This is a genomic window from Streptomyces sp. NBC_01788, from assembly GCF_035917575.1.
Classification (GTDB): Bacteria; Actinomycetota; Actinomycetes; order Streptomycetales; family Streptomycetaceae; genus Streptomyces.
Genome location: NZ_CP109090.1, coordinates 5,551,754 through 5,573,024 on the forward strand (window position 1 = coordinate 5,551,754; position 21,271 = coordinate 5,573,024).

Here is a 21,271-nt window from a genome sequence, read left to right on the forward strand (position 1 = left end):
TGGTGCCTGGTGCGCGAAGGCCTCCGGAACCCCGCCCGCCTTGGCGTACCGTCGGTGTCATGTCGATCAAAGCCGTGCTCTGGGACGTCGACGACACGCTCTTCGACTACACCACCGCCGACCGCGCCGGTATGCGCCTGCACCTGGCCGCCGAGGGACTGCTCGACCGGTACGCGACGGTGGAGGACGCCCTGGCGCACTGGCGGCGGACCACCGACGCGCAGTGGGCGCGGTTCTCGGCGGGGGAGGCGACCTTCGAGGAGCAGCGGCGGGACCGGGTGCGGGTCTTCCTCGCCCGGCCGGAGCTGGCCGACGCCGAGAGCGACGCGTGGTTCGCGCGCTACCTGGGGCACTACGAGGCCGCCTGGGCGCTCTTCCCGGACGTGCTGCCCGTCCTCGACGCGCTCGCCGCCAGCCACCGGCACGCCGTGCTGTCCAACTCCAGCATCCACGTCCAGGAACGCAAGCTGCGCGCCCTCGGCGTGCGCGACCGCTTCGAGACCGTGCTGTGCGCCGCGGAACTCGGTGTGTCCAAGCCGGAGCCGCGGGCGTTCCACGCGGCCTGCGAGGCGCTGGAACTCGGCCCGCACGAAGTGGCCTACGTCGGCGACCATCCGGACATCGACGCGCGGGGCGCCGCCGAGGCCGGGCTGCTGTCGGTCTGGATCGACCGCGCCGGCGTGCACGCCGGCGGCCGGGACGGCGCCGGTTGGCGCCGGATCGCCTCGCTCGCCGAACTGCCCGCGATCCTCCGCGCCGATACTCGTTTTGGAGCCCCGTCCACCTTCAGGTAATGTTCTTCCTGCGCCGCGGGGCGGACCGAAGGTTCGGAGCCGCGGATGCAACACTAGAAGAGGATCCCGACGGGATCTTTCCTTCCAGTGGCCTATGGTGTAATTGGCAGCACGACTGATTCTGGTTCAGTTAGTCTTGGTTCGAGTCCAGGTAGGCCAGCTCGCAGAGCTCATCTGCATCGCGGATCTCATCCGCAGGCCCCCGTTGTGTAGCGGCCTAGCACGCCGCCCTCTCAAGGCGGTAGCGCCGGTTCGAATCCGGTCGGGGGTACGGATCTCAGGAGCTTTCCAGGGATCAAGGCCCCCGTTGTGTAGCGGCCTAGCACGCCGCCCTCTCAAGGCGGTAGCGCCGGTTCGAATCCGGTCGGGGGTACGACTGGTCTAAACCATCATTGGTCTATGGTGTAATTGGCAGCACGACTGATTCTGGTTCAGTTAGTCTTGGTTCGAGTCCAGGTAGACCAGCTCGGGCCTGCGGAAACGCAGTGTCCACGCCCCCGTTGTGTAGCGGCCTAGCACGCCGCCCTCTCAAGGCGGTAGCGCCGGTTCGAATCCGGTCGGGGGTACGCATTTCGGAAGGGCCCTCCCTTAGGGGAGGGCCCTTTTGCGTGTTTCCCTTGCGCGCCGCACATGGAGAGTGCCACTATCCAAGTATGGGTAGCGGGGCTATCCATGACGCTGTCTGTGCCTGACCAGGTGCGAGGGGATGGGGGAACGGGATGGGTGTCCAGCCGATCGAGGGGCGCATGACCGCAGGGCACGAGAGCGAGGTGGTCGTCTTCCATATCGGGGTGCGCATCAACAGCTTCGCCGCGGTGCGTAGTTGGTGGCCGGTGGTCAAGGCGATGGGGCCGATGCTCGCGGAACTCCACCGCGACCGTGACGGCGGACTCCTCGGAGCCAGGCAACTGCTGGCAGGACCGCGCGAGGTGCACGTCGTGCAGTACTGGGAGTCCAAGGAGAAGCTTCTCGCCTACGCCGCCGCGCCCGACCGGAGCCACCGCCCGGCCTGGTCCGCGTTCAACCGCCGGCTGCGCGAGGGAAGGGGCAAGGTCGGCTTCTGGCACGAGACCTACGTGGTCCCGGCCGGCGCCCACGAGGCCATCTACATGAACATGCCGCCCACCGGACTCGCCAAGGCCACGGACGTGGTCCCGGTGGCCCGCCGCGGAGACCGGGCGGCGGCCAGGCTGCGCCTCTCCTGACCGACCCGGTGCCGCCTTCGCGGTGCCCGTGGTTCGTGGGGACGGAGTGTGCTGTGTCCCCAGTCCATGTGTGTGGCGTCTGTGACGTCTGTGTCCGCGGCGCCGTGGCGCACAGGGAGGTGGACAACGGCCCGACCCCGGCCGAGCGTCGCTCGACCGGGGTCGGGTGGTCAGATGTGGGTGTCGGTGTCCCGTGCGCGGGGCCTGCCGCGGCGTTGAGGCCGGCCCTGCGGGGCGCGGGGGTCAGCCGGAGCGGCGCAGGGCCTCGGACAGGCGTGCGGCGGAGTCGATGACCGCCTGGGCGTGCATGCGCCCGGGGTGGCGGGTGAGGCGCTCGATGGGTCCGGAGACCGAGACGGCGGCCACCACGCGGTTGGAGGGGCCGCGCACCGGCGCGGAGACGGACGCGACGCCCGGCTCGCGCTCGCCGATCGACTGGGCCCAGCCCCGGCGCCGTACGCCCGACAGGGCCGTCGCCGTGAAGCGGGCGCCCTGGAGGCCGCGGTGGAGCCGCTCCGGCTCCTCCCAGGCCATCAGAACCTGCGCCGAGGAGCCCGCCTTCATCGTGAGCGTGGAGCCGACCGGGACCGTGTCCCGGAGGCCGGACAGGCGCTCGGCCGCGGCGACGCAGATGCGCATGTCGCCCTGGCGGCGGTAGAGCTGCGCGCTCTCGCCCGTCACGTCCCGCAGATGCGTGAGCACCGGCCCGGCGGTGGCCAGCAGGCGGTCCTCGCCCGCGGCCGCGGCCAGCTCTGCCAGGCGCGGGCCGAGGATGAACCGGCCCTGCATGTCGCGCGCCACCATGCGGTGGTGTTCCAGCGCCACGGCCAGCCGGTGGGCCGTGGGTCGTGCCAGTCCGGTGGCCGCGACCAGACCCGCGAGGGTGGCCGGACCGGACTCCAGAGCGCTCAGGACAAGGGCTGCCTTGTCCAGAACGCCGACGCCGCTACTGTTGTCCATGCAACGATACTTGCGTCTCACTCTGTGAAACGCAAGTTCAATTTTCCGTGGAACACGCCACTCTGGTAGTCACAGCGGCCCGCGTCGACCGGCGGGCTCTGCGGCGGACGCCCGAAGGGGGGCGCGGGTGCCGCATCCTCAAGATCTCTAGTTGGGCCGACGCGCTTTGCGTCCGGCCGGAGGGAAAGCGATGGGTAGGACACTCGCGGAGAAGGTCTGGGACGACCACGTCGTCCGGCGCGCCGAGGGCGAGCCCGACCTCCTCTTCATCGATCTGCACCTGCTGCACGAGGTGACCAGCCCCCAGGCCTTCGACGGCCTGCGCAAGAGCGGCCGCGGTGTGCGCCGGCTCGACCTGACCATCGCGACCGAGGATCACAACACCCCGACCCTCGACATCGACAAGCCCATCGCGGACCCCGTCTCCCGCGTCCAGCTGGAGACACTGCGCAAGAACTGCGCCGACTTCGGGGTCCGGCTGCACCCGCTGGGCGACGTCGAGCAGGGCGTCGTCCACGTGGTGGGACCGCAGCTCGGTCTGACCCAGCCGGGCACCACCGTCGTCTGCGGTGACTCCCACACCTCCACGCACGGCGCCTTCGGCGCGCTGGCGTTCGGCATCGGCACCTCCCAGGTCGAGCACGTGCTCGCCACCCAGACCCTGCCGATGGCCCGCCCGAAGACCATGGCGATCACCATCGAGGGCGAACTGCCCGAGGGCGTCACGGCCAAGGACCTGATCCTGGCGATCATCGCGAGGATCGGCACCGGCGGCGGCCAGGGCTACATCCTGGAGTACCGCGGCTCCGCCATCGAGAAGCTCTCGATGGAGGCCCGCATGACCATCTGCAACATGTCGATCGAGGCCGGCGCCCGCGCGGGCATGATCGCCCCCGACGAGACCACCTTCGCCTACCTCCAGGGCCGCCCGCACGCCCCCGAGGGCGCCGACTGGGACGCCGCGGTCGCGTACTGGAAGACCCTGCGCACCGACGACGACGCCGTCTTCGACGCCGAGGTCGTCATCGACGCCGCCGAACTGTCCCCGTTCGTCACCTGGGGCACCAACCCCGGCCAGGGCGCGCCGCTTTCGGCCGACGTCCCCGACCCCGCTTCGTACGAAGACGCTTCGGAGCGCCTGGCCGCCGAAAAGGCCCTGGAATACATGGGGTTGGAGGCCGGACAGCCGCTGCGCTCCATCGGCGTGGACACCGTCTTCGTAGGCTCCTGCACCAACGGCCGCATCGAGGACCTGCGGGCCGCCGCCGGCATCGTGCGGGGCCGCAAAGTCGCCGACGGCGTACGGATGCTGGTCGTCCCCGGCTCCGCGCGCGTGGGTCTCCAGGCCGTCTCCGAGGGCCTGGACGTGGTCTTCAAGGAGGCCGGCGCCGAATGGCGGCACGCGGGCTGCTCGATGTGCCTGGGCATGAACCCCGACCAGCTCGCCCCCGGCGAGCGTTCCGCCTCCACCTCCAACCGCAACTTCGAGGGCAGGCAGGGCAAGGGCGGCCGCACCCACCTGGTCTCCCCGCAGGTCGCCGCGGCCACCGCGGTCCTCGGCCACCTGGCCTCCCCGGCCGACCTGTCCGACGCCGCCGCCCCCACGCCCGCTGGAGTCTGAGAGATCATGGAAGCCTTCACCACCCACACCGGCCGGGCCGTCCCGCTGCGCCGCAGCAACGTCGACACCGACCAGATCATCCCCGCCCACTGGCTCAAGAAGGTCACCCGCGACGGATTCGAGGACGGACTCTTCGAGGCCTGGCGCAAGGACCCCGACTTCGTGCTCAACCGCCCGGAGCGCGACGGCGCCACGGTCCTGGTCGCCGGCCCCGACTTCGGTACCGGCTCCTCCCGTGAGCACGCCGTCTGGGCGCTGCAGAACTACGGCTTCAAGACCGTGATCTCCTCCCGCTTCGCCGACATCTTCCGGGGTAACTCGCTGAAGAACGGCCTGCTCACGGTGGTCCTGGACCAGAAGGTCGTGGACGCCCTGTGGGAGCTCACGGAGAAGGACCCCCAGGCCGAGGTGACCGTCGACCTGGTCGCCCGCGAGGTGCGCGCCGAGGGGATCACCGCCTCCTTCGAGCTGGACGAGAACTCCCGCTGGCGGCTGCTGAACGGGCTGGACGACATCTCCATCACCCTCCAGAACGAGACCGACATCGCCGCGTACGAGGCGAAGCGCCCGGCCTTCAAGCCGCGCACCCTGCCGGTCTGATCCCCGGTCCCGGCCGATGACCGACCGCCGAGCCGGAAACCCCTCTCCGGCGCCTTGGCAAGTCGACTTTCGGCCACCGTACGACCCGGCTGTACCCCCGATCGAGGCGATCGGGGGTACAGCCTTTTTTGCGTCCGTGCCACCCGGCGCGCCGCCGTCGAGGCCCTCAACTTCCCACGTTAAACGGGTTGTTGCCGGGGTAGACGAGGCTCCGGAGCCTGCCCGGCGCAGTCGCCCGGATGGTCGCCGCAGGCGCCAGTTGCCCCCCAGCGCAGGCGACAACTCGCCCCAGATGGCACAATCTGTGCATGGACAACGACGGCCAACTCGAGCTCTATACGGCGGTCGCGGCCCAGCTCAAGGAAGCGCACGAGAGGGTGCGCGCACTGCAAGTCCCGGAGAGCGTACGGATGGCGCTGACCCGGAAGCTGCTGGTCATTACGGCCGCGGCCAAGCACGATCTCGCCGGTGCGACAAGGCGTCTGGAGCGGTTCATGGCAGACCTCGACCAGGGGCGAATCCCCGGCGAGGAAGGCTGAACAGCCCGAGGCCGTCGAGTCCGTTGCGGCACAAGGGTGATTAGCCCGTTTCGTGTTTGATTTGCGGTATATATCTGCCTAACGTGCGAAAACGCTTGAACACTTTCGTTCCGGCAAGGTCTCCGAAGGGGAAGACGTGAACAAGGCGCAGCTCGTAGAAGCGATTGCCGACAAGATGGGCGGCCGCCAGCAGGCCGCCGATGCGGTGGACGCGGTACTGGACGCCGTGGTCCGCGCGGTCGTCGCGGGAGACCGGGTCTCGGTCACCGGCTTCGGATCCTTCGAGAAGGTCGACCGTCCCGCCCGTTACGCGCGCAACCCGCAGACGGGTGAGCGGGTGCGGGTCAAGAAGACCTCCGTTCCCCGCTTCCGGGCCGGCCAGGGCTTCAAGGACCTGGTGAGCGGCTCGAAGAAGCTCCCGAAGCACGACATCGCGGTCAAGAAGGCGCCCAAGGGCAGCCTCTCCGGCCCGCCCGCCACCATTGCCAAGGCCGTCGGCAAGAAGGCCGCGGCGAAGAAGACCACCGCGGCCGCGAAGAAGACGGCCGCGAAGAAGGCCGCCCCGGCGGCCAAGAAGACCACGGCCAAGAAGGCCACCACGGCCAAGAAGGCCACGGCGGCCGCCAAGAAGACGACGGCCACGAAGGCCGCCGCCAAGAAGACCACCGCCAAGAAGGCGCCGGCGAAGAAGGCCGCGGCCAAGAAGGCCCCCGCCAAGAAGTCGACCGCCCGCAAGACCACCGCCAAGAAGACCGCCGCCCGCGGCAAGTAGCGGCGCAGGGGCACTCACGCGCCGGGCCGGACTCCCGAGGGAGCCCGGCCCGCGGTGTGTTCGGACTCCGCCGGCGCGGTCTCCGGGTCCCGTGCGCCGGGTGGACGGTCCTCCCGCCTGCTCAGAAGGTCTGCAGCGTCACCAGGGTGATCCGCAGGCCGTTCCCCTCGCCCTCGGTCTCGATCCGCACCCGTTGTCCCGGCCGCAGTAGCCGCAGACCGCCCGCGTCGAACGCCGGCGCGTCGAAGGACACCGGGGTGCCGTCGTCCAGCAGCACCTGTCCGCTGCGGCTTTCGGGGTCGTACGTGTATGCGGTCGCCTGCATGACGGCAGCCTACTGCCCCCGGGCCGGCAGCCGCGCCGCCACCGCGGCCGTCCGCGGCCCCACGCCGAGGGCCAGCGCCGCCCGCAGATCGTCCCCGGTGTCCACGTCCTGGCGCACGGATTCCACCGCGTCCAGGAACAGTTCCACCGCGCCGGACGCCCGGTGACGGGCCCGGGAATCGGTACCGAAGGAAGGGAGCAGTGGATGTCCGGGGGAGGCCGCCAGCAAAGTCGTGCCGACGGCCGCGGAATCCGCGAGAAATGCCCGCGGGAATTGTCCGGCCGCCGCCAGGACCCGGGCCAATTCCATGGGCCGCAACGCGGGAAGATCGGCGTTCAGGGCCGCCACCGGAGTCCGGGGGCGCGCGGCCCGCACCACCGCCGCTCCGTGCGCGACGGCGGCGTTCAGACCGGCCCGCGGATCGTCCGCGACGATCCGGGCGCCCAGCGCCGCCAGCTCCCGCGCGGCCTCGGTGTCGTCCGTGACGACCGCCACATCCGCGACCGCCGGGCAGGCCAGCGCGGCCGCCACGGTGTCCACGGCGAAGGCCAGGGCCAAGCCGGGACGCACCCCGTCGCCAGCGGTGTCCGACAGCCTGCTCTTGGCCCGGTTCAGGGGCTTCAGGGGAATGACCAAGGTCCACTGCACCGGCGTTCCGCCCCTCTCGTGTGGTCCTCATTGTCCCCCGGACCGTCCGGCTGACCGGGAAAGGAAGGGGCGGGGAGCCCCTTCCAAAGACGCTCCCCGTGACGTGCGGGCGTACGGTGTTCTCGACAGACAGGCGGCCTGGGGCGACACTTGTGCGGCCCCCCAGGCCCTAGAGGAAGGTGTCCGCGTGCCCCGCCGCAGAATCGGCTTTTGGTATCGCTTCGCAGCGGCGATCTGCAAACCGCCACTGGTGGTTCTGATGAAGCGGGACTGGCGCGGAATGGAGCACATTCCGGCCGACGGCGGATTTATCACCGTGGTGAACCACAATTCGCACGTCGACCCCTTCGCGTACGCCCACTATCAGTACAACACCGGGCGCGTTCCGCGATTCCTGGCGAAGAGCGGGCTTTTCAGGAAGGGATTGGTGGGCGCCACGATGCGCGGCAGCGGGCAGATCCCCGTCTACCGCGAGAGCACGGACGCGCTGAGCGCGTTCCGCGCCGCCATCGACGCCGTGGAGCGCGGCGAGTGCGTCGCCTTCTATCCCGAGGGCACTCTCACCCGCGACCCCGACGGCTGGCCGATGACGGGCAAGACCGGCGCCGCCCGGGTCGCCCTCCAGACCAAGTGCCCGGTGATTCCGGTCGCCCAGTGGGGCGCCAACGAACTGCTGCCGCCCTACGCCAAGAAGCCCGAGCTGCTGCCCCGCAAGACCCACCACGTGCTCGCCGGGCCGCCCGTGGACCTCTCCCGCTTCTACGACCAGGAGATGACTCCGGAGCTCCTCAAGGAGGCCACCGAGGTCATCATGGCGGCCATCACCCGCCAGCTGGAGCAGATCCGGGGGGAGAAGGCGCCCGCCGAGCCGTACGATCCCCGCCGGGAGCGGATCGAGCAGCGCCGCCGCACCGAGGTGCAGACACAGGGCAGGACCGTGCCGGCCGCGCAGCGCGGGCCGGACGTGCGGGAGTCCGTACAGGAAGAGGGGCAGGGCGCGTGAGCAAGCCGGTCAAGGCGGCCGTCTTCGGTACCGGATCGTGGGGCACCGCCTTCGGTATGGTCCTCGCCGACGCCGGTTGCGAGGTGACCCTGTGGGCCCGCCGCGCCAAACTCGCCGACGCGGTCAACTCCACCCGGACCAACCCCGACTACCTGCCCGGAGTCGAACTCCCGGAGAACCTGCGGGCCACGGCCGACGCCGCCGAGGCCGCCCGCGACGCCGACTTCACGGTGCTCGCCATCCCCTCGCAGACCATGCGGGCGAACCTCGCCGAATGGGCGCCGCTGCTCGCCCCCGACACCGTCCTCGTCTCCCTGATGAAGGGCGTCGAACTCGGCTCGGCCATGCGGATGAGCGAGGTGATCGAGGACGTCGGCAAGGTGGGCGCCGACCGCATCGCCGTCGTCACCGGGCCCAACCTGGCCCGGGAGATCGCCGCCCGCATGCCGGCCGCCGGCGTGGTCGCGTGCACCGACGAGGAGGTGGCCCGCCGGCTGCAGGCCGTCTGCCACACCCCGTACTTCCGGCCCTACACCAACACCGACGTGGTCGGCTGCGAACTCGGCGGCGCCGTCAAGAACGTGATCGGTCTGGCCGTCGGCATCGCGGACGGCATGGGGCTCGGCGACAACGCCAAGGGCTCGCTCATCACCCGCGGCCTGGCCGAGACCACCCGGCTCGGCATGGCCCTGGGCGCCGACCCGCTCACGTTCTCCGGACTCGCCGGCCTGGGCGACCTGGTGGCCACCTGCTCCTCGCCGCTGTCGCGCAACCACACCTTCGGTACCAACCTCGGCAAGGGCATGACCCTCCAGGAGACCATCGCGGTCACCAAGCAGACCGCCGAGGGCGTCAAGTCCTGCGAGTCGGTGCTGGATCTGGCCCGCCGGCACGGCGTCGACATGCCCATCACGGAGACCGTCGTCGGCATCGTGCACGAGGCCAAGCCGCCCGTGGTGGCCCTCAGGGAGCTGATGTCGCGCAGCGCCAAGCCCGAACGCCGCTGAAACCCGCCCCGTTCGGCCGTCCGCATCACGTTGCGCGACCGTCCGTGCGACGCTGAGCGACGGGCCCCGGGGCAGGCGCTGACGCCACGGATACCAGCGGGTACTCTCATCGCGATATGAGCAGCGAGAACCTCCCCCAGAGCCCCGAGCAGCCGTCCCGCAAGCCCCGCGTGGCCGTCGTGTGCGGCGGCCGCAGCTCCGAACACGGGATCTCCGTGGTCACCGCGGGCGCGGTGCTGAGTGCCATCGACCGGACCAAGTACGAGGTCCTGCCGATCGGCATCACCCGCGACGGCCGCTGGGCCCTGACCGCCGACGAGCCGGAGCGCATGGCCATCACCGAGGGCCGCACCCCGAGCGTCGAGGAGCTCGCCGACTCCGCCGAGGGCGGCGTGGTGCTGCCCGTCGACCCGTCCAACCGCGAAGTCGTCTACAGCGAGCCCGGTTCGGTGCCCAAGGTGCTCGGCGAGGTCGACGTGGTCTTCCCGGTGCTGCACGGCCCCTACGGCGAGGACGGCACCCTCCAGGGCCTCCTGGAGCTGTCCGGCGTGCCGTACGTGGGCTCGGGCGTGCTTGCCTCGGCCGTCGGCCAGGACAAGGAGTACATGAAGCGGGTGTTCACCTCCTTCGGGCTCAAGGTCGGCCCGTACGTGGTGATCCGGCCGCGCGAGTGGGCGCAGGATCCGTCCGCCGCCCGCAAGAGGATCGTCGACTTCGCCGGCGAGCACGGCTGGCCGCTGTTCGTGAAGCCCGCGCGCGCCGGTTCGTCGATCGGCATCACCAAGGTCGACGACCTGTCCGGCCTCGACGAGGCGATCGAGGAGGCGCAGCGGCACGACCCGAAGGTGCTCGTGGAGGCTGCGCTGCGCGGCCGCGAGATCGAGTGCGGGGTGCTGGAGTTCGAGGACGGCCCGCGGGCCTCCGTACCGGCCGAGATCCCGCCGCCCGAGGCGCACGCGTACTACGACTTCGAGGCCAAGTACATCGACTCCACGCCCGGCATCGTGCCCGCTCCGCTGACCGACGGGGAGACCGCCGAGGTGCAGCGGCTCGCGGTGGACGCGTTCGAGGCGGCCTCGTGCGAGGGCCTGGTCCGCGCGGACTTCTTCCTCACCGAGGACGGCGAGTTCGTGATCAACGAGATCAACACCATGCCCGGCTTCACGCCCATCTCGATGTACCCGCAGATGTGGCAGGCGAGCGGGATCAGCTACCCGGAACTGGTGGACCGGCTGATCCAGGCGGCACTGCGCCGCTCCACGGGCCTGCGCTGACCCCGTACGCCCAGGGGGCCCGGGACACCTTCCGGTGTCCCGGGCCCCCTGGGCGTGTGTCAGGCGCTCAGTCGGCGATCCCCTTGGGGATCGCCTTCTTCACGGCCGGGGCCAGATCGACCAGCGGCGCGACCCCGTGGTCCGTCCGCCCCGCGGGGATCGTCACCTCCACATAGGCCAGGCGCAGTGCGGTGGTGAAGCGGAACGAACCGTCCCCCTGCTTCTGCAGCAGCCAGTTCACATCGTTCACCTCGGCGCCGTCGGACTCCGGATCGTCCATCGCGGCGGGCCGCGGGACACCGCAGCGCAGTATGATCGCCGGGCTTCCCCAGCCCGCGGTCAGCGCGGAGGCGGGCCGGGGGTCCTCGCGGCTCAGTCCGTCCACTTTCCCAGGCAGTTCCCGGTCCAGATGGCGGCACAGTCCGGCCACCGACGGCCCGGGGGTGGGAACCGTCACGGAGGCGCTGTCGCCGCTCGGGGAACAGCCCGCGACGGTGATCAGCGCGGCGAGGACGGGCAGGCCGAGAAGCCGGTGACGGAGGAAGCTCACCGGCCAAGGGTAGACGGGGGCTACAGATGCACGACCGGGCAGGTCAGGGTTCGTGTGATGCCGTCCACCTGCTGGACCTTCGCGACCACCATGCGGCCCAGGTCGTCCACCGTGTCGGACTGGGCGCGCACGATGACGTCGTACGGCCCCGTCACGTCCTCGGCCTGGATCACTCCAGGGATCTTGCCGATCGTCTCTGCGACGGTCGACGCCTTGCCGACCTCCGTCTGGATCAGGATGTACGCCTGTACCACGGAACCTCCAGGGCGGCCACGAGGATCATCTGGGGGAAAAGGAACGCCACGGTATCGCGTCGTCACACGCCGTGGGGAGACCCGGGAGAGCCGTGACGTACGCGCCGGGGTGCAGGTAGGACAGAAGTTGACGGTCATCTCGACCGTAGCGAGGACCGCGTTGACGCGCGACCGGGAACGTAACCGGGAATATTCAGGGACAGAAGGGGCGAAAGGCCGATGAAGGGCACTGTTGGTGAGCTCGGGGAGTTCGGGCTCATCAGGGAGCTCACCTCCCGTCTCACCACCACCCCGGCGGTCCGGGTCGGTCCCGGCGACGACGCCGCGGTGGTCGCCGCCCCCGACCGCAGGGTCGTGGCGAGCACCGACATACTCCTCGAGGGACGGCACTTCCGCCGGGACTGGTCCACGGCGTACGACGTGGGCCGCAAGGCGGCCGCCCAGAACCTCGCGGACATCGCCGCCATGGGCGCCGTGCCGACCGCGCTGCTGCTCGGCCTGGTCGTCCCCACCGAGCTGCCGGTCACCTGGCCCACCGAGCTGATGGACGGCCTGCGCGACGAGTGCCAGGTCGCCGGGGCCGCCGTCGTCGGCGGCGACGTGGTGCGCGGCGACACGATCATGGTGTCGATCACCGCGCTCGGTGATCTGCGCAACCACGAGCCGGTCACACGCGCCGGCGCACAGCCCGGCGACCTGATCGCGGTGACCGGCTGGCTGGGCTGGTCCGCGGCCGGGTACGCGGTGCTCTCCCGGGGCTTCCGCTCGCCCCGCGCCTTCGTCGAGGCCCACCGCCGTCCCGAGCCGCCGTACCACGCGGGTCCCGCGGCCGCCGGGCTCGGCGCCACCGCGATGTGCGACGTCAGCGACGGACTGATCGCCGACCTCGGGCACATCGCCGAGGCCAGCAAGGTCCACATCGACATCCGCTCGGGAGCCATAGACATCCCCTCGCAGATGCACGACATCGGGCAGGCCGTCGGCGTCGACCCGTTGCAGTGGGTGCTGACCGGGGGAGAGGACCACGCGATCGTGGCGGCCTTCCCGCCGGACGTGAAGCTGCCGGCCCGCTGGAAGGTGATCGGCGACGTGCACAGCCCCTCGGCGCTGCCCCAGGTCACGGTCGACGGCGCGCCGTGGACCAGCAAGGGCGGCTGGGACCACTTCGGGGACATCGAGTCGTGACCGCCGCCCCTCCCCGGGTGTTGACCGTCGCGGGCTCCGACTCCGGCGGCGGCGCCGGTATCCAGGCCGACCTGAAGACGATGCTCGCCCTCGGCGTGCACGGCATGAGCGTGATCACCGCGGTGACCGCGCAGAACTCCCTCGGCGTGCAGGGGGCCTGGGAACTGCCCGTGGAAGCGGTCCGGGCCCAGTACCGCAGCGTCGTGGACGACATCGGCGTCCAGGCGGTGAAGACCGGGATGCTGGCCTCGGCGGAACTGGCCGGGGCGGTGGCCGAACTGATCGCCGGGACGGACGCGCCCGCGGTCGTCGACCCGGTCGGCGTCTCCAAGCACGGCGACCCGCTCCTCGCCGAGTCCGCGCTTCGGACCGTACGCGAAAGGCTGCTCCCGGTGGCGACCGTCGCCACGCCGAACCTCGACGAGGTGACCCAGCTCACCGGCATCCGGGTCCGGGCGGAGGAGCAGATGCGGGAGGCCGCGGCGGCGATGCTGGCGTTCGGGCCGGAGTGGGTGCTGATCAAGGGTGGCCACCTCGCCGGGCGGGAGGGCGGTGACCAGGCCGTGGACCTGCTCACCGACGGCGCCGAGGAGCACTGGCTGCGCGCCCCCCGGTACGACAACCGGCACACGCACGGCACCGGCTGCACCCTCGCCTCCGCGATCGCCTCGCACCTGGCGAAGGGGCGGTCGGTGCCGGAGGCCGTGACGGAGGCCAAGGCGTACGTCACCGGGGCGATCGCGGCGGGCTTCGCGCTCGGCGGGGGGATCGGGCCCGTGGACCACGGCTGGGCCCTGCGGAGGCCTGGGGCGGGGTAGTCGCACGGCCCGCGCACCGGCCGGCCCACACGGCTCCCGGTGTGCGGGCACGCGTGTGCGGGCACGGCAAAAAGCCGGTCCACCGAAGTGGACCGGCTCAGTGCAGCGAACCAGCAGTGGCCGCGCGCTTAGCTGTTGCTGTGCGTCAGCGCGAGACCTTGCCGGCCTTGATGCACGAGGTGCAGGCGTTCACGCGCTTCGGCGTCCCGCCGACCACGGTACGCACGCGCTGGATGTTCGGGTTCCAGCGACGGGGCGTACGGCGGTGCGAGTGCGAGATGTTGTTGCCGAAGCCCGGCCCCTTGCCGCAGACGTCGCAGTTGGCAGCCACGGGTCACTCCAAAGACTTCAGATGCACTTACGGATGATCCCGGCATGCCGGGATCAAGATCTCAGGCTCGGAGAGCACTTCTTGAAATCTGAGTGGCGTTGCCAGGGGGTAAGCCCGATCAGGATCGGGCAACCGGAGCAGCATACAACGGCTGCGTCCGTAAGGCGAAACTACCACGGCGGCTCCGCTGCCCCCGCGGGCCCTCTTCCGTCGGGCACCGCCCCTGGGTCTACGCTGCGTCCAGTCCAGCAGCTCAGGGAGGCGCAGGTGGCGCAGGTGGCGCAGACGTTCGACGCGCCGGCGGTGCGCACCTGGTGCGGACTGGCGCTGCGGGCCCTGGGACGCGCGCGCGAGGAGATCGACGCGATCAACGTCTACCCCGTGGCCGACGGGGACACCGGCACCAACCTGTATCTGACCGTGGAGTCCGCCGTCGCGGCGGTGGAGGCCGTGTTCGCCGCGCACGAGGTGGGCGACGGGACCGGTGTGGCCCTCCCCGGTCCCTCCCTGGCCGACGCCGCGCGGGCGATGGCGCACGGCGCGCTGATCGGGGCCCGCGGCAACTCCGGGACCATCCTCGCCCAGCTGCTGCGCGGCATGGCCCAGGTGTTCGCCGCCGACGGTGACCGAACCCACACCGACGGGCGCGAGCTCTGCCTGGCCCTGCGGCGCGCGGCGGACTCCGCCCGGCAGGCCGTGGCGCACCCGATGGAGGGCACGGTCCTGTCGGTGGCCTCGGCCGCCGCGGACGCGGCCACCGGGGCGGGCGGAGACTGCGGCGCCGTCGCCCTGGCCGCCTACGAGGGTGCCTGCGCGGCCCTCGCCGCGACCCCGGGCCAGCTGGCGGTCCTGGAGCGCGCCGGGGTGGTCGACGCGGGCGGGCGGGGACTCGTGGCGGTCCTCGCGGCCCTGGTGGAGACGTGCACGGGACGGGCGCCGGAGCAGGGTGCGTCCTCTTCGGCGGTGGCGGTGGCAGGTGACGGCGGCCCGACGGTGCCGCACGCGCGTGTGTGCTCCGCCGGGGACGACGGGCCCGGTGCCTGCGCGCCGCCCGCGAGCGGCCCCGCCTTCGAGGTGATCTACCTGCTGGACGCCGAGGACGCGGCCGTCGCCCGGCTGCGCGAGCGGCTCGACGGGCTCGGGGACTCCCTCGTCGTGGTCGGCGGCGACGGCCTGTGGAACGTGCACGTGCACGTCGACGACGCCGGCGCGGCCGTGGAGGCGGGCGTGGAGGCCGGGCGGCCGCACCGCATCCGGATCACGCACTTCGCCGCCGATGACGCGCACACCGGCGGGCCCGGGCGGCCGCCGCAGCGGGAGCGGGCCCAGCGTGCCGTGGTGGCCGTCGTACCCGGCGAGGGCCTGGCCGGGCTCTACACCGAGGCCGGGGCGACCGCGGTGCTCGCCAGGCCCGGGGAGCAGCTCGCCAGCGGGGAGCTCGTCGACGCCGTACGGCGGGCACACGCGCGCGAGGTGGTCCTGCTGCCCAACGACCCCGAGCTGCGCCACACCGCGTCCGCGGCGGCCGAGCAGGCCCGCGGGGACGGTGTCCGTGTGGCCCTGATCCCGACCCGCTCGGCGGTGCAGGGCATCGCCGCCCTCGCCGTGCACGAGCCGGGGCGCCGCTTCGACGAGGACGTCGTCGCCATGACCTCGGCGGCCGGTGCCACCCGGCACGCCGAGGTCATCGTCGCCGAACGCCAGTCGTGGACCACGGCCGGCATCTGCCAGGCCGGTGACGTCCTCGGTCTCATCGACGGGGACGTGGCCGTGATCGGCTCGGACGTCACGGCCACCGCCGAGACCGTCCTGGACCGCATGCTCGCAGCCGGCGGCGAACTGGTCACCCTCGTCCTCGGCGACGAGGCCCCCGACACGATCGCCACCCGTCTCCAGACCCGGGTCCGCGAGTCCTACCTCGCCGTCGACACGGTCATCTACGAGGGCGGCCGCCAGGGAGCGCTGCTGCTCATCGGCGTGGAGTGAGCCACACCTCCCCGGCCGGCCGCCGCCGGTCAGCCGCCCGGTCCCGTCTCCAGGGCGCGCGGGAGCCCTTCGGCTTCTGCGCGCCGGGAGTGCGTCCGGCCGTCCTCGGCGCGGGCTGGTAGGCCGTCGTCGCGGCAGGCACGCGTGTGGTGGCCTGGGCGGGGCGGCCTGGTGCCGTCGCGGGGCGTCCGGTGGTGGGTTCCGCTCCGGGGTCGCCGGTCGGTCGTCCGGTCCCGTCTCCAGGGCGCGCGGGAGTCCTTCGGCTTCTGCGCGCCGGGAGTGCGTCCGGCCGTCCTCGGCGCGGGCTGGTAGGCCGTCGCCGCGGCAGGCACGCGTGTGGTGGCCTGGGCGGGGCGGCCTGGTGCCGTCGCGGGGCGTCCGGTGGTCGGTTCCGCTCCGGGGTCGCCGGTCGGTCGTCCGGTCCCGTCTCCAGGGCGCGGGAGCCTTTCGGTTTCTGCGCGCCGGGAGTGCGTCGGGCCGTCCTCGGCGCGGGCTTGTGGGCCGTCGTCGCGGCACGCGCGTGCGTGGTGGCCTGGTGCCGTTGCCGGTCGTCCGGTGGTGAGTTCCGCTGCGGGGTCGCCGGTCAGTCGTCCGGTCCCTGCTCCAGCGCGCGCAGGAGTCTTTCGGCTCGCGCGCGCGGGGGCGGTGCCTCGGTGTCTCCCTCGTCGGCGTCCTCGTAGGCCGCCAGCACGGCACGTGCGTGCGCCGTGGCTTCGGCGGAGCGGCCCAGGTCGGCTGCCAGACGGCACGCGGCGAGTTCCGCCGCGGTGCGGTCGTGCAGGGCGGCCGGACCCAGGAGGGCGAAGGCGGCGATCGCCTGCTCCAGCCTGGACAGGGCCTCCTCGGCCACGGCCTCGTCCGCCGCGCCGTCCGCGAGCAGGTCGCCGAACTGCTGGTGGGTCTGACCGAGTTCCGCGACCAGCCGCTGTCGCGCCGCCGCGTCGTCCACCGCCTCCAGCGCCGACTCGCACTCCGTGACCGCGGCCCCCATCAGCTCCCGCGCCGCGTCCGGGCCTGCCTCGGTGCCCGATGCCAGCCACGCGCGTGCGCGCAGGGCACGGACCAGGCCGTGCACGTCGCCCAGGGACCGCCACAGGTCGCCCGCGCGCGTGTACGCACGCTCGGCCTCCTCGTGCAGCCCCGCGCGGCTCAGCGACTCGGCGGCCAGATGGGCGAGGGTCGCGTGGTCCTGCTGCTCGGGCCAGTGCCGAGCGATCTCGGCGGCCTGCAGCCGGCGTTCGGCCGCCGCACGGTGTTCCCCGAGCTCGCTCAGACAGTCGCCCAGCCACCACTGCGTCTGCACGACGGCCCCGTCGCCGTGCGTGTCCGCGGACAGGTCGGGCAGCGCGGACTCCAGCACCTCCGCGGCCTCCGCCCACCGCCCCAGCCGCAGCAGCAGACCGCCGAGCTGCTGCCGGGCCCAGGCCCCGAGCGCCGGTCCCTCGCCCGCCTCGTCGGCCCAGTGCGCGGCCTCCAGGGCGTGTTCCGCCGCCTCCTCGGTCCGGTCGAGACCGCCGAGCACCTCGGCGAGCTGAAGGTGCAGCTGTGCCCGGCCCGGGGCCTCCAGATACGTCCCGCCGTGCTCAAGGGCCGCCCGCAGCGCCCGCTCGGCGCCCTCCGGGTCGTCCAGATGGTGCGCGAGCGCCGCGAGCCGTGCCTCGTACTCCACCGCGAACCACGGAACACCCGCACCGGCGTACTCGGCCGCGGCCCGCTCGAACAGCTCCGCGGCGCCCCGCAGATCCCCGGCGCGCGCGGCGGTCTCGGCGAGCATCGCCCGCGCCTCGGCCGCCCGGGCCGCCAGCCGCACATCGTCCCCGGTGTGCCCCTCCACGAGGGCCAGGACCTCCTGCACGGCCTCCTCGGCGGCGGACAGCGCCCCCGGGTCCACGGGCCCCCCGGCCTCGTACACCGGCCGCATCAGGATCCGTGCCCGCCCCATCACCACGGATGCGGTCTGCCGAACGCCGGTGCCCTCCTGCGCGTACAGCGCGAGGACGCGCTCGTAGGGCTCGGCGACTGCGGCGAGCGCCCCGTCCACATCGCCGGTCAGCGCCCTCATGTACGCGGCACGCGAGCGTGCCGCCAGCGCCTCGCCCGGGTCGCCCGCCCGCGCGTACGACTCGGCGGCCCGCTCGAACAGCGCGGCACCCTCGGGGCCCCGGCTCATCGCCTCGTGCTCGGCGATCTCCGCCTGGTCGCGGGCCGCCAGCTCGACGCCCTCCGCGGCCCGCGCGACCGCCGCCCACGCCTCCGTGGCGTGCGGCCGCAGGGTGTCCGACAGCCGCCGCGCCTCGGCGATCAGCGCGGGCAGGCCTGCTTCTCCGGCCGCCGCTGCCGCAGTCGCCGCTTCAGCCGTCTCCACGGGGACCAGCGCGGCGGGAGCCGAAGCCGTGCCGGCGGGCCGCCGCGCCGTGCGCACGCCCAGCGGAAGCCGCTCCACCAGCGGGCGCCGCGTCATGCGCGCGCGTGCCCGCTCGCTCACCCGGGACGTGCCGTTGCGCTCGTCGAAGCGGACCGCCAGGGCCGCCGCCTCCGCGCGCGCGTGCGCGGCGAGTTCGCCGGCTGTCCAGGCCCGCCCCGCGGGACCGGGCACCGTCTGCCCGTCCCACCCCAGCTCGACCAGCCGCTCCATGAGCAGGGCCGTCACCGCCAGGAAGTCCAGCCTGCTGAGCGGGTTCCCGTCGTCCGCGAAGTACGCGGGCCGCTCGGCCAGCAGCTCCAGGGCCCGCGCCTCGTTGCCGGTCAGCGCGCAGAACGCCACATGGTCGGCGTAGGCGCCCCGCATGCTCTCCATCGGCCGCACCAGCCTCAGGCCCCGCAGATGGTGAGCGCGCGCCTCGTCGAGGCGGCCGAGCCGCAGCAGCGGCAGCAGCGAGGAGGCGAGGACACCGTGCGGCTCGTGGGCGCAGGAGAACTCGCCGTCCAGCACCGGCCGCCACAGCTCGACCGCCTCCGCGTCCCGGCCGCACTCGGCCTGCCACCGGCCCTGGTCGTGCAGCTCGCAGGCGTGGCAGTCGGCCATGCTGTCCCGGTCGGCGGCCAGCCACGCCGCGTACGCACGCTCCGCCCGCGCCAGGTCCCCGATGTGCCGGGCGACACTGAACTCGGCGCTGCGCACGGCACGTTCGGAGTGGCCGGCGAGCCGGTAGCGGTGCTCCATCTCGCCGAGCCACTTCTCGATCGCGGCCAGCGGGATGTGCGGCTGCCCCAGCATGCCCGCCGACATCCACTTGAAGACCCAGTGCAGCGAGTGGGTCTCGTACTCGTCGAAGTCCTCGGGGCGGTCGTCCCACATGCGCAGCAGCCGCGCGAACGGGACGAACATCTTGTCCTTCTCGGAGCTGTAGTTGTAGACCTTCAGCTGGTGTCCGAGCGCCTCGATCACGGCGAGCGGGATGTTCAGCCGCTCGGCCTCGGCGAGCAGCAGCTCCGCGCGCGCGTTGCGGGCCGGACCCTCGGGCCGCTCCCCGTTGGCGGCCAACTCGCGGCGCAGCGAGTCGAAGTCGGTGATCTCACTCATCGGTGGCCGTCCCCCGTCGCGTCGGTGTCGCTGTGCGTGGCCCACTCCAGCAGGCCGATGAACGCCCGGTTCAGCAGCGCCGAGTCCGCCGGCCGCAGCGGGCGCTGCGCCATCAGCAGCGCCTGCCCGTACAGCGACTCGGTCGCGGTGCCGATGAGTTCCGGGTCGCCGAGTGAACCGATGCGGCGGATCAGCGGGTTGAGGTGGTTGAGCACCAGACGCGCGCGTGGGGCGCCGCCGCGCAGCGAGCCGAGGATGCCCGCCCACAGGTCGTCGGCCTGCTCCTCGGCCTCGGCGCGGGCCTGCTCGTGCCGGGCCGACCGGTCGTCCAGGTGCAGCGCCGGAACGGACAGCGGGTGGAAGGCGCGCAGCACGACGTCGCAGCCCAGCGGGTCCAGCCGGGCCCGCGCGGCGGCCAGGAAGCCCGACAGGGCCAGTTCCTCGGCCGGGCCGACGGAGTCCAGGTGGGCGGTCACGGTGTCCGCGTCCAGCTCGGCGACCACCGTCCCCGGGCGCACCGACGGCAGCGCCTCGACCAGCTCGCTGTCGTAGGTGTAGCCGCCGTTGACGACGCCGACGCCCTGCGCGGAGGCGATCGGCGCGACCTGCCGGTACTCCTCGACCGTCCGCGTGAAGTGCACGACGGGGTGCCGTCGCGCGAACTCCTCCAGGGACAGCCGCCCGTCGGTCGTCTCGAAGGGCAGCCACGGCAGCATCGTGCGCAGCATCTCCGCGTCGTGCCGGGCCAGCGACTTGACCCCCAGGAAGTGCACCGACAGGAACGTTTCCAAGCGCTCCGGATCGCCGGCCGCGAGAGAGGTCAGCCAGGACCGTATCCGCTCCCCGAGCGCCTCGCGCACGGCGGCCAGCGTCTCGTCCTCGTACAGCGACTCCCGCGAGGCGGTGGGCCGCAGACTGTCCGTGTCGAGCACGCAGCGCACGAAGAACGCCCAGTCGGGCAGCAGCTGTTCGGCCCGCTCGGTCAGCAGCATGCCCTTCAGGTGCACGCGGTGACCCGCCCGCTGCGCCGGGCTGACCGCCGACGGCAGCACGTACGCCACCCCGCGGATCCCGGCCAGCGGCACGTCCAGGCCGATGGCGTCCAGCGGGGTGAACCCGAACACCTCGTGGCAGTGCCGGGCCAGGGCGACCCGGCGGGCCGCGGGGGAGGGGTACGCCCGGTCCCAGGGCGCCGGCAGGTCGGTGACCGCCTCCTCGCCCACCTGGACGTCGTAGGGCAGCAGCGACCCGAAGTCCCGTGCCAGCGCGAGCACACGCCGCTCGGTGAGCCACTCGCCCGCCCCGGCCCGGGCCTGGAGGTGCACGGTGGTGCCGGGTTCCGGGCGGGCGGAGTCCGGCAGGGTCCGCACGGTGTACGAGCCGTCGTCGCGCGCCGTCCACTCCACCGGAGGCGCCTCGGGCGTCCGGGCGCTGCGGCTGACCACCCGGATCCGCTCGGCCACCACGAAGCAGGCCAGCAGGCCGATGCCGAACTGGCCGAGGAAGTCCGAGCGCGCCTCCCGCAGGCCCTCGGCCCGCTTGGAGCTGCGGCCGATGGTGGCCAGCAGTTCGTGCACGTCGGACTCGGTGAGGCCGACGCCGGTGTCCTCCACCCGGAGGGTGCCGCCGTCCGCGAACAGCCGTACGCGCGCCGGGGCACCGGGCTCCTCCGCGCGCCGGGCGGTGATGGCGTCCACGGCGTTCTGGAGCAGTTCGCGCAGGTAGACCTTGGGGCTGGAGTACAGGTGGTGCGAGAGCAGGTCCACCAGTCCCCGCAGATCGACCTGGAACATATGGGCCGGGCGGGGCTCGCCGGACGACTGTGATGAGTGGGATGCCTGTGCTGACTGTGAGGTCTGGAAGTCCATCGTCGCAG

At 72.5% G+C, this 21,271-nt stretch carries 20 protein-coding genes and 5 tRNA genes; 17 read left to right on the top strand and 8 right to left on the bottom strand.

Annotation, left to right across the window (positions count from 1 at the left end; translation table 11 throughout):
- Positions 1-59: 59 nt before the first annotated feature.
- The 7 genes from OIE49_RS25210 to OIE49_RS25240 all read left to right on the top strand — a co-directional run bounded on the left by OIE49_RS25210 (position 60) and on the right by OIE49_RS25240 (position 1,999).
- The gene (locus OIE49_RS25210) at positions 60-794 is read left to right on the top strand and encodes an HAD family hydrolase (RefSeq protein ID WP_326804256.1); all 735 of its coding nucleotides are present in this window, start codon (positions 60-62) and stop codon (positions 792-794) included.
- An 88-nt stretch (positions 795-882) separates the two neighbouring features.
- Positions 883-954 (top strand) — tRNA-Gln (locus OIE49_RS25215).
- A gap of 38 nt (positions 955-992) precedes the next feature.
- A tRNA-Glu gene (locus tag OIE49_RS25220) sits at positions 993-1,065 on the top strand.
- Between the two features lie 29 nt (positions 1,066-1,094).
- Positions 1,095-1,167: transfer RNA gene (locus OIE49_RS25225), tRNA-Glu, on the top strand.
- A gap of 20 nt (positions 1,168-1,187) precedes the next feature.
- A tRNA-Gln gene (locus tag OIE49_RS25230) sits at positions 1,188-1,259 on the top strand.
- A 28-nt stretch (positions 1,260-1,287) separates the two neighbouring features.
- Positions 1,288-1,360: transfer RNA gene (locus OIE49_RS25235), tRNA-Glu, on the top strand.
- 180 nt (positions 1,361-1,540) lie between these two features.
- Positions 1,541-1,999 (top strand): DUF4188 domain-containing protein, encoded by a 459-nt coding sequence (locus tag OIE49_RS25240; RefSeq protein ID WP_442812299.1) that lies wholly within the window; start codon positions 1,541-1,543, stop codon positions 1,997-1,999.
- 243 nt (positions 2,000-2,242) lie between these two features.
- On the opposite strand, the gene ndgR is transcribed toward OIE49_RS25240, so the two are convergent.
- Complete coding sequence (gene ndgR / locus OIE49_RS25245) at positions 2,243-2,959, bottom strand: IclR family transcriptional regulator NdgR (protein ID WP_100571774.1); 717 nt, start codon at positions 2,957-2,959, stop codon at positions 2,243-2,245.
- A gap of 190 nt (positions 2,960-3,149) precedes the next feature.
- Between ndgR and leuC the strand changes: the two genes are divergently transcribed.
- The 4 genes from leuC to OIE49_RS25265 all read left to right on the top strand — a co-directional run bounded on the left by leuC (position 3,150) and on the right by OIE49_RS25265 (position 6,491).
- On the top strand, positions 3,150-4,580 hold the full coding sequence (leuC, locus tag OIE49_RS25250) for a 3-isopropylmalate dehydratase large subunit (RefSeq protein ID WP_326804258.1): 1,431 nt from the start codon (positions 3,150-3,152) through the stop codon (positions 4,578-4,580).
- Positions 4,581-4,586: 6 nt separating this feature from the next.
- Positions 4,587-5,180 carry a 3-isopropylmalate dehydratase small subunit gene (gene leuD, locus OIE49_RS25255; protein WP_100571772.1) on the top strand — a complete coding sequence of 198 codons (594 nt, stop codon included), beginning with the start codon at positions 4,587-4,589 and terminating at the stop codon, positions 5,178-5,180.
- Between the two features lie 308 nt (positions 5,181-5,488).
- Positions 5,489-5,719: a hypothetical protein gene (locus OIE49_RS25260; RefSeq protein WP_100571771.1), complete on the top strand. Its 231-nt coding sequence runs from the start codon at positions 5,489-5,491 to the stop codon at positions 5,717-5,719.
- Between the two features lie 136 nt (positions 5,720-5,855).
- A complete protein-coding gene (locus tag OIE49_RS25265) occupies positions 5,856-6,491 on the top strand; it encodes an HU family DNA-binding protein (protein WP_326804259.1) in 636 nt (211 codons plus the stop codon).
- Between the two features lie 121 nt (positions 6,492-6,612).
- Here the strand turns inward: OIE49_RS25265 and OIE49_RS25270 are convergent, their stop codons facing one another.
- Both OIE49_RS25270 and cofC read right to left on the bottom strand, forming a co-directional pair.
- Positions 6,613-6,816, bottom strand: a complete 204-nt coding sequence (locus OIE49_RS25270) for a hypothetical protein (protein WP_100571769.1) — start codon at positions 6,814-6,816, stop codon at positions 6,613-6,615.
- 9 nt (positions 6,817-6,825) lie between these two features.
- Positions 6,826-7,464 carry a 2-phospho-L-lactate guanylyltransferase gene (gene cofC / locus OIE49_RS25275; protein WP_326804260.1) on the bottom strand — a complete coding sequence of 213 codons (639 nt, stop codon included), beginning with the start codon at positions 7,462-7,464 and terminating at the stop codon, positions 6,826-6,828.
- 187 nt (positions 7,465-7,651) lie between these two features.
- Here cofC and OIE49_RS25280 point away from each other — a divergent pair, with 187 nt between their 5' ends.
- The 3 genes from OIE49_RS25280 to OIE49_RS25290 all read left to right on the top strand — a co-directional run bounded on the left by OIE49_RS25280 (position 7,652) and on the right by OIE49_RS25290 (position 10,748).
- Positions 7,652-8,467 (top strand): lysophospholipid acyltransferase family protein, encoded by an 816-nt coding sequence (locus OIE49_RS25280; RefSeq protein WP_100571767.1) that lies wholly within the window; start codon positions 7,652-7,654, stop codon positions 8,465-8,467.
- Positions 8,464-9,474, top strand: coding sequence for an NAD(P)H-dependent glycerol-3-phosphate dehydrogenase (locus OIE49_RS25285; RefSeq protein WP_326804261.1), 1,011 nt, complete (start codon positions 8,464-8,466; stop codon positions 9,472-9,474). Before OIE49_RS25280 ends, OIE49_RS25285 begins: the two co-directional genes overlap by 4 nt.
- Positions 9,475-9,590: 116 nt before the next feature.
- Positions 9,591-10,748, top strand: coding sequence for a D-alanine--D-alanine ligase family protein (locus tag OIE49_RS25290; protein WP_326804262.1), 1,158 nt, complete (start codon positions 9,591-9,593; stop codon positions 10,746-10,748).
- A gap of 67 nt (positions 10,749-10,815) precedes the next feature.
- On the opposite strand, the gene OIE49_RS25295 is transcribed toward OIE49_RS25290, so the two are convergent.
- Both OIE49_RS25295 and OIE49_RS25300 read right to left on the bottom strand, forming a co-directional pair.
- Complete coding sequence (locus tag OIE49_RS25295; RefSeq protein WP_100571764.1) at positions 10,816-11,298, bottom strand: DUF3515 domain-containing protein; 483 nt, start codon at positions 11,296-11,298, stop codon at positions 10,816-10,818.
- 20 nt (positions 11,299-11,318) lie between these two features.
- Positions 11,319-11,552 carry an Lrp/AsnC family transcriptional regulator gene (locus tag OIE49_RS25300; protein WP_100571763.1) on the bottom strand — a complete coding sequence of 78 codons (234 nt, stop codon included), beginning with the start codon at positions 11,550-11,552 and terminating at the stop codon, positions 11,319-11,321.
- A gap of 219 nt (positions 11,553-11,771) precedes the next feature.
- Here OIE49_RS25300 and OIE49_RS25305 point away from each other — a divergent pair, with 219 nt between their 5' ends.
- Together OIE49_RS25305 and thiD are read left to right on the top strand one after the other, a co-directional pair.
- On the top strand, positions 11,772-12,737 hold the full coding sequence (locus OIE49_RS25305) for a thiamine-phosphate kinase (RefSeq protein ID WP_100571762.1): 966 nt from the start codon (positions 11,772-11,774) through the stop codon (positions 12,735-12,737).
- Positions 12,734-13,555: a bifunctional hydroxymethylpyrimidine kinase/phosphomethylpyrimidine kinase gene (gene thiD / locus OIE49_RS25310; RefSeq protein WP_326804263.1), complete on the top strand. Its 822-nt coding sequence runs from the start codon at positions 12,734-12,736 to the stop codon at positions 13,553-13,555. Before OIE49_RS25305 ends, thiD begins: the two co-directional genes overlap by 4 nt.
- 145 nt (positions 13,556-13,700) lie before the next feature.
- Here thiD and rpmB read toward each other — a convergent pair whose 3' ends face one another.
- A complete protein-coding gene (gene rpmB, locus OIE49_RS25315; protein ID WP_004924906.1) occupies positions 13,701-13,886 on the bottom strand; it encodes a 50S ribosomal protein L28 in 186 nt (61 codons plus the stop codon).
- Positions 13,887-14,153: 267 nt separating this feature from the next.
- Between rpmB and OIE49_RS25320 the strand changes: the two genes are divergently transcribed.
- Entirely contained in the window at positions 14,154-15,872 is a 1,719-nt protein-coding gene (locus tag OIE49_RS25320; protein ID WP_326804264.1) for a DAK2 domain-containing protein, read from the top strand.
- A gap of 583 nt (positions 15,873-16,455) precedes the next feature.
- Here OIE49_RS25320 and OIE49_RS25325 read toward each other — a convergent pair.
- Both OIE49_RS25325 and OIE49_RS25330 read right to left on the bottom strand, forming a co-directional pair.
- Positions 16,456-19,395, bottom strand: coding sequence for a tetratricopeptide repeat protein (locus OIE49_RS25325; protein WP_326804265.1), 2,940 nt, complete (start codon positions 19,393-19,395; stop codon positions 16,456-16,458).
- Positions 19,392-21,263, bottom strand: a complete 1,872-nt coding sequence (locus OIE49_RS25330) for an HSP90 family protein (RefSeq protein WP_326804266.1) — start codon at positions 21,261-21,263, stop codon at positions 19,392-19,394. Before OIE49_RS25330 ends, OIE49_RS25325 begins: the two co-directional genes overlap by 4 nt.
- Positions 21,264-21,271 lie beyond the last annotated feature (8 nt).

Bases quoted from the DNA above. Each gene is read 5' to 3' on its own strand.
- OIE49_RS25305 (WP_100571762.1), top strand. From the start codon at position 11,772: ATGAAGGGCACTGTTGGTGAGCTCGGGGAGTTCGGGCTCATCAGGGAG.
- OIE49_RS25210 (WP_326804256.1), top strand. From the start codon at position 60: ATGTCGATCAAAGCCGTGCTCTGGGACGTCGACGACACGCTCTTCGAC.
- OIE49_RS25330 (WP_326804266.1), bottom strand. From the start codon at position 21,263: ATGGACTTCCAGACCTCACAGTCAGCACAGGCATCCCACTCATCACAG.
- OIE49_RS25270 (WP_100571769.1), bottom strand. From the start codon at position 6,816: ATGCAGGCGACCGCATACACGTACGACCCCGAAAGCCGCAGCGGACAG.
- leuD (WP_100571772.1), top strand. From the start codon at position 4,587: ATGGAAGCCTTCACCACCCACACCGGCCGGGCCGTCCCGCTGCGCCGC.
- leuC (WP_326804258.1), top strand. From the start codon at position 3,150: ATGGGTAGGACACTCGCGGAGAAGGTCTGGGACGACCACGTCGTCCGG.
- OIE49_RS25325 (WP_326804265.1), bottom strand. From the start codon at position 19,395: ATGAGTGAGATCACCGACTTCGACTCGCTGCGCCGCGAGTTGGCCGCC.
- OIE49_RS25290 (WP_326804262.1), top strand. From the start codon at position 9,591: ATGAGCAGCGAGAACCTCCCCCAGAGCCCCGAGCAGCCGTCCCGCAAG.
- OIE49_RS25260 (WP_100571771.1), top strand. From the start codon at position 5,489: ATGGACAACGACGGCCAACTCGAGCTCTATACGGCGGTCGCGGCCCAG.
- OIE49_RS25240 (WP_442812299.1), top strand. From the start codon at position 1,541: ATGACCGCAGGGCACGAGAGCGAGGTGGTCGTCTTCCATATCGGGGTG.
- ndgR (WP_100571774.1), bottom strand. From the start codon at position 2,959: ATGGACAACAGTAGCGGCGTCGGCGTTCTGGACAAGGCAGCCCTTGTC.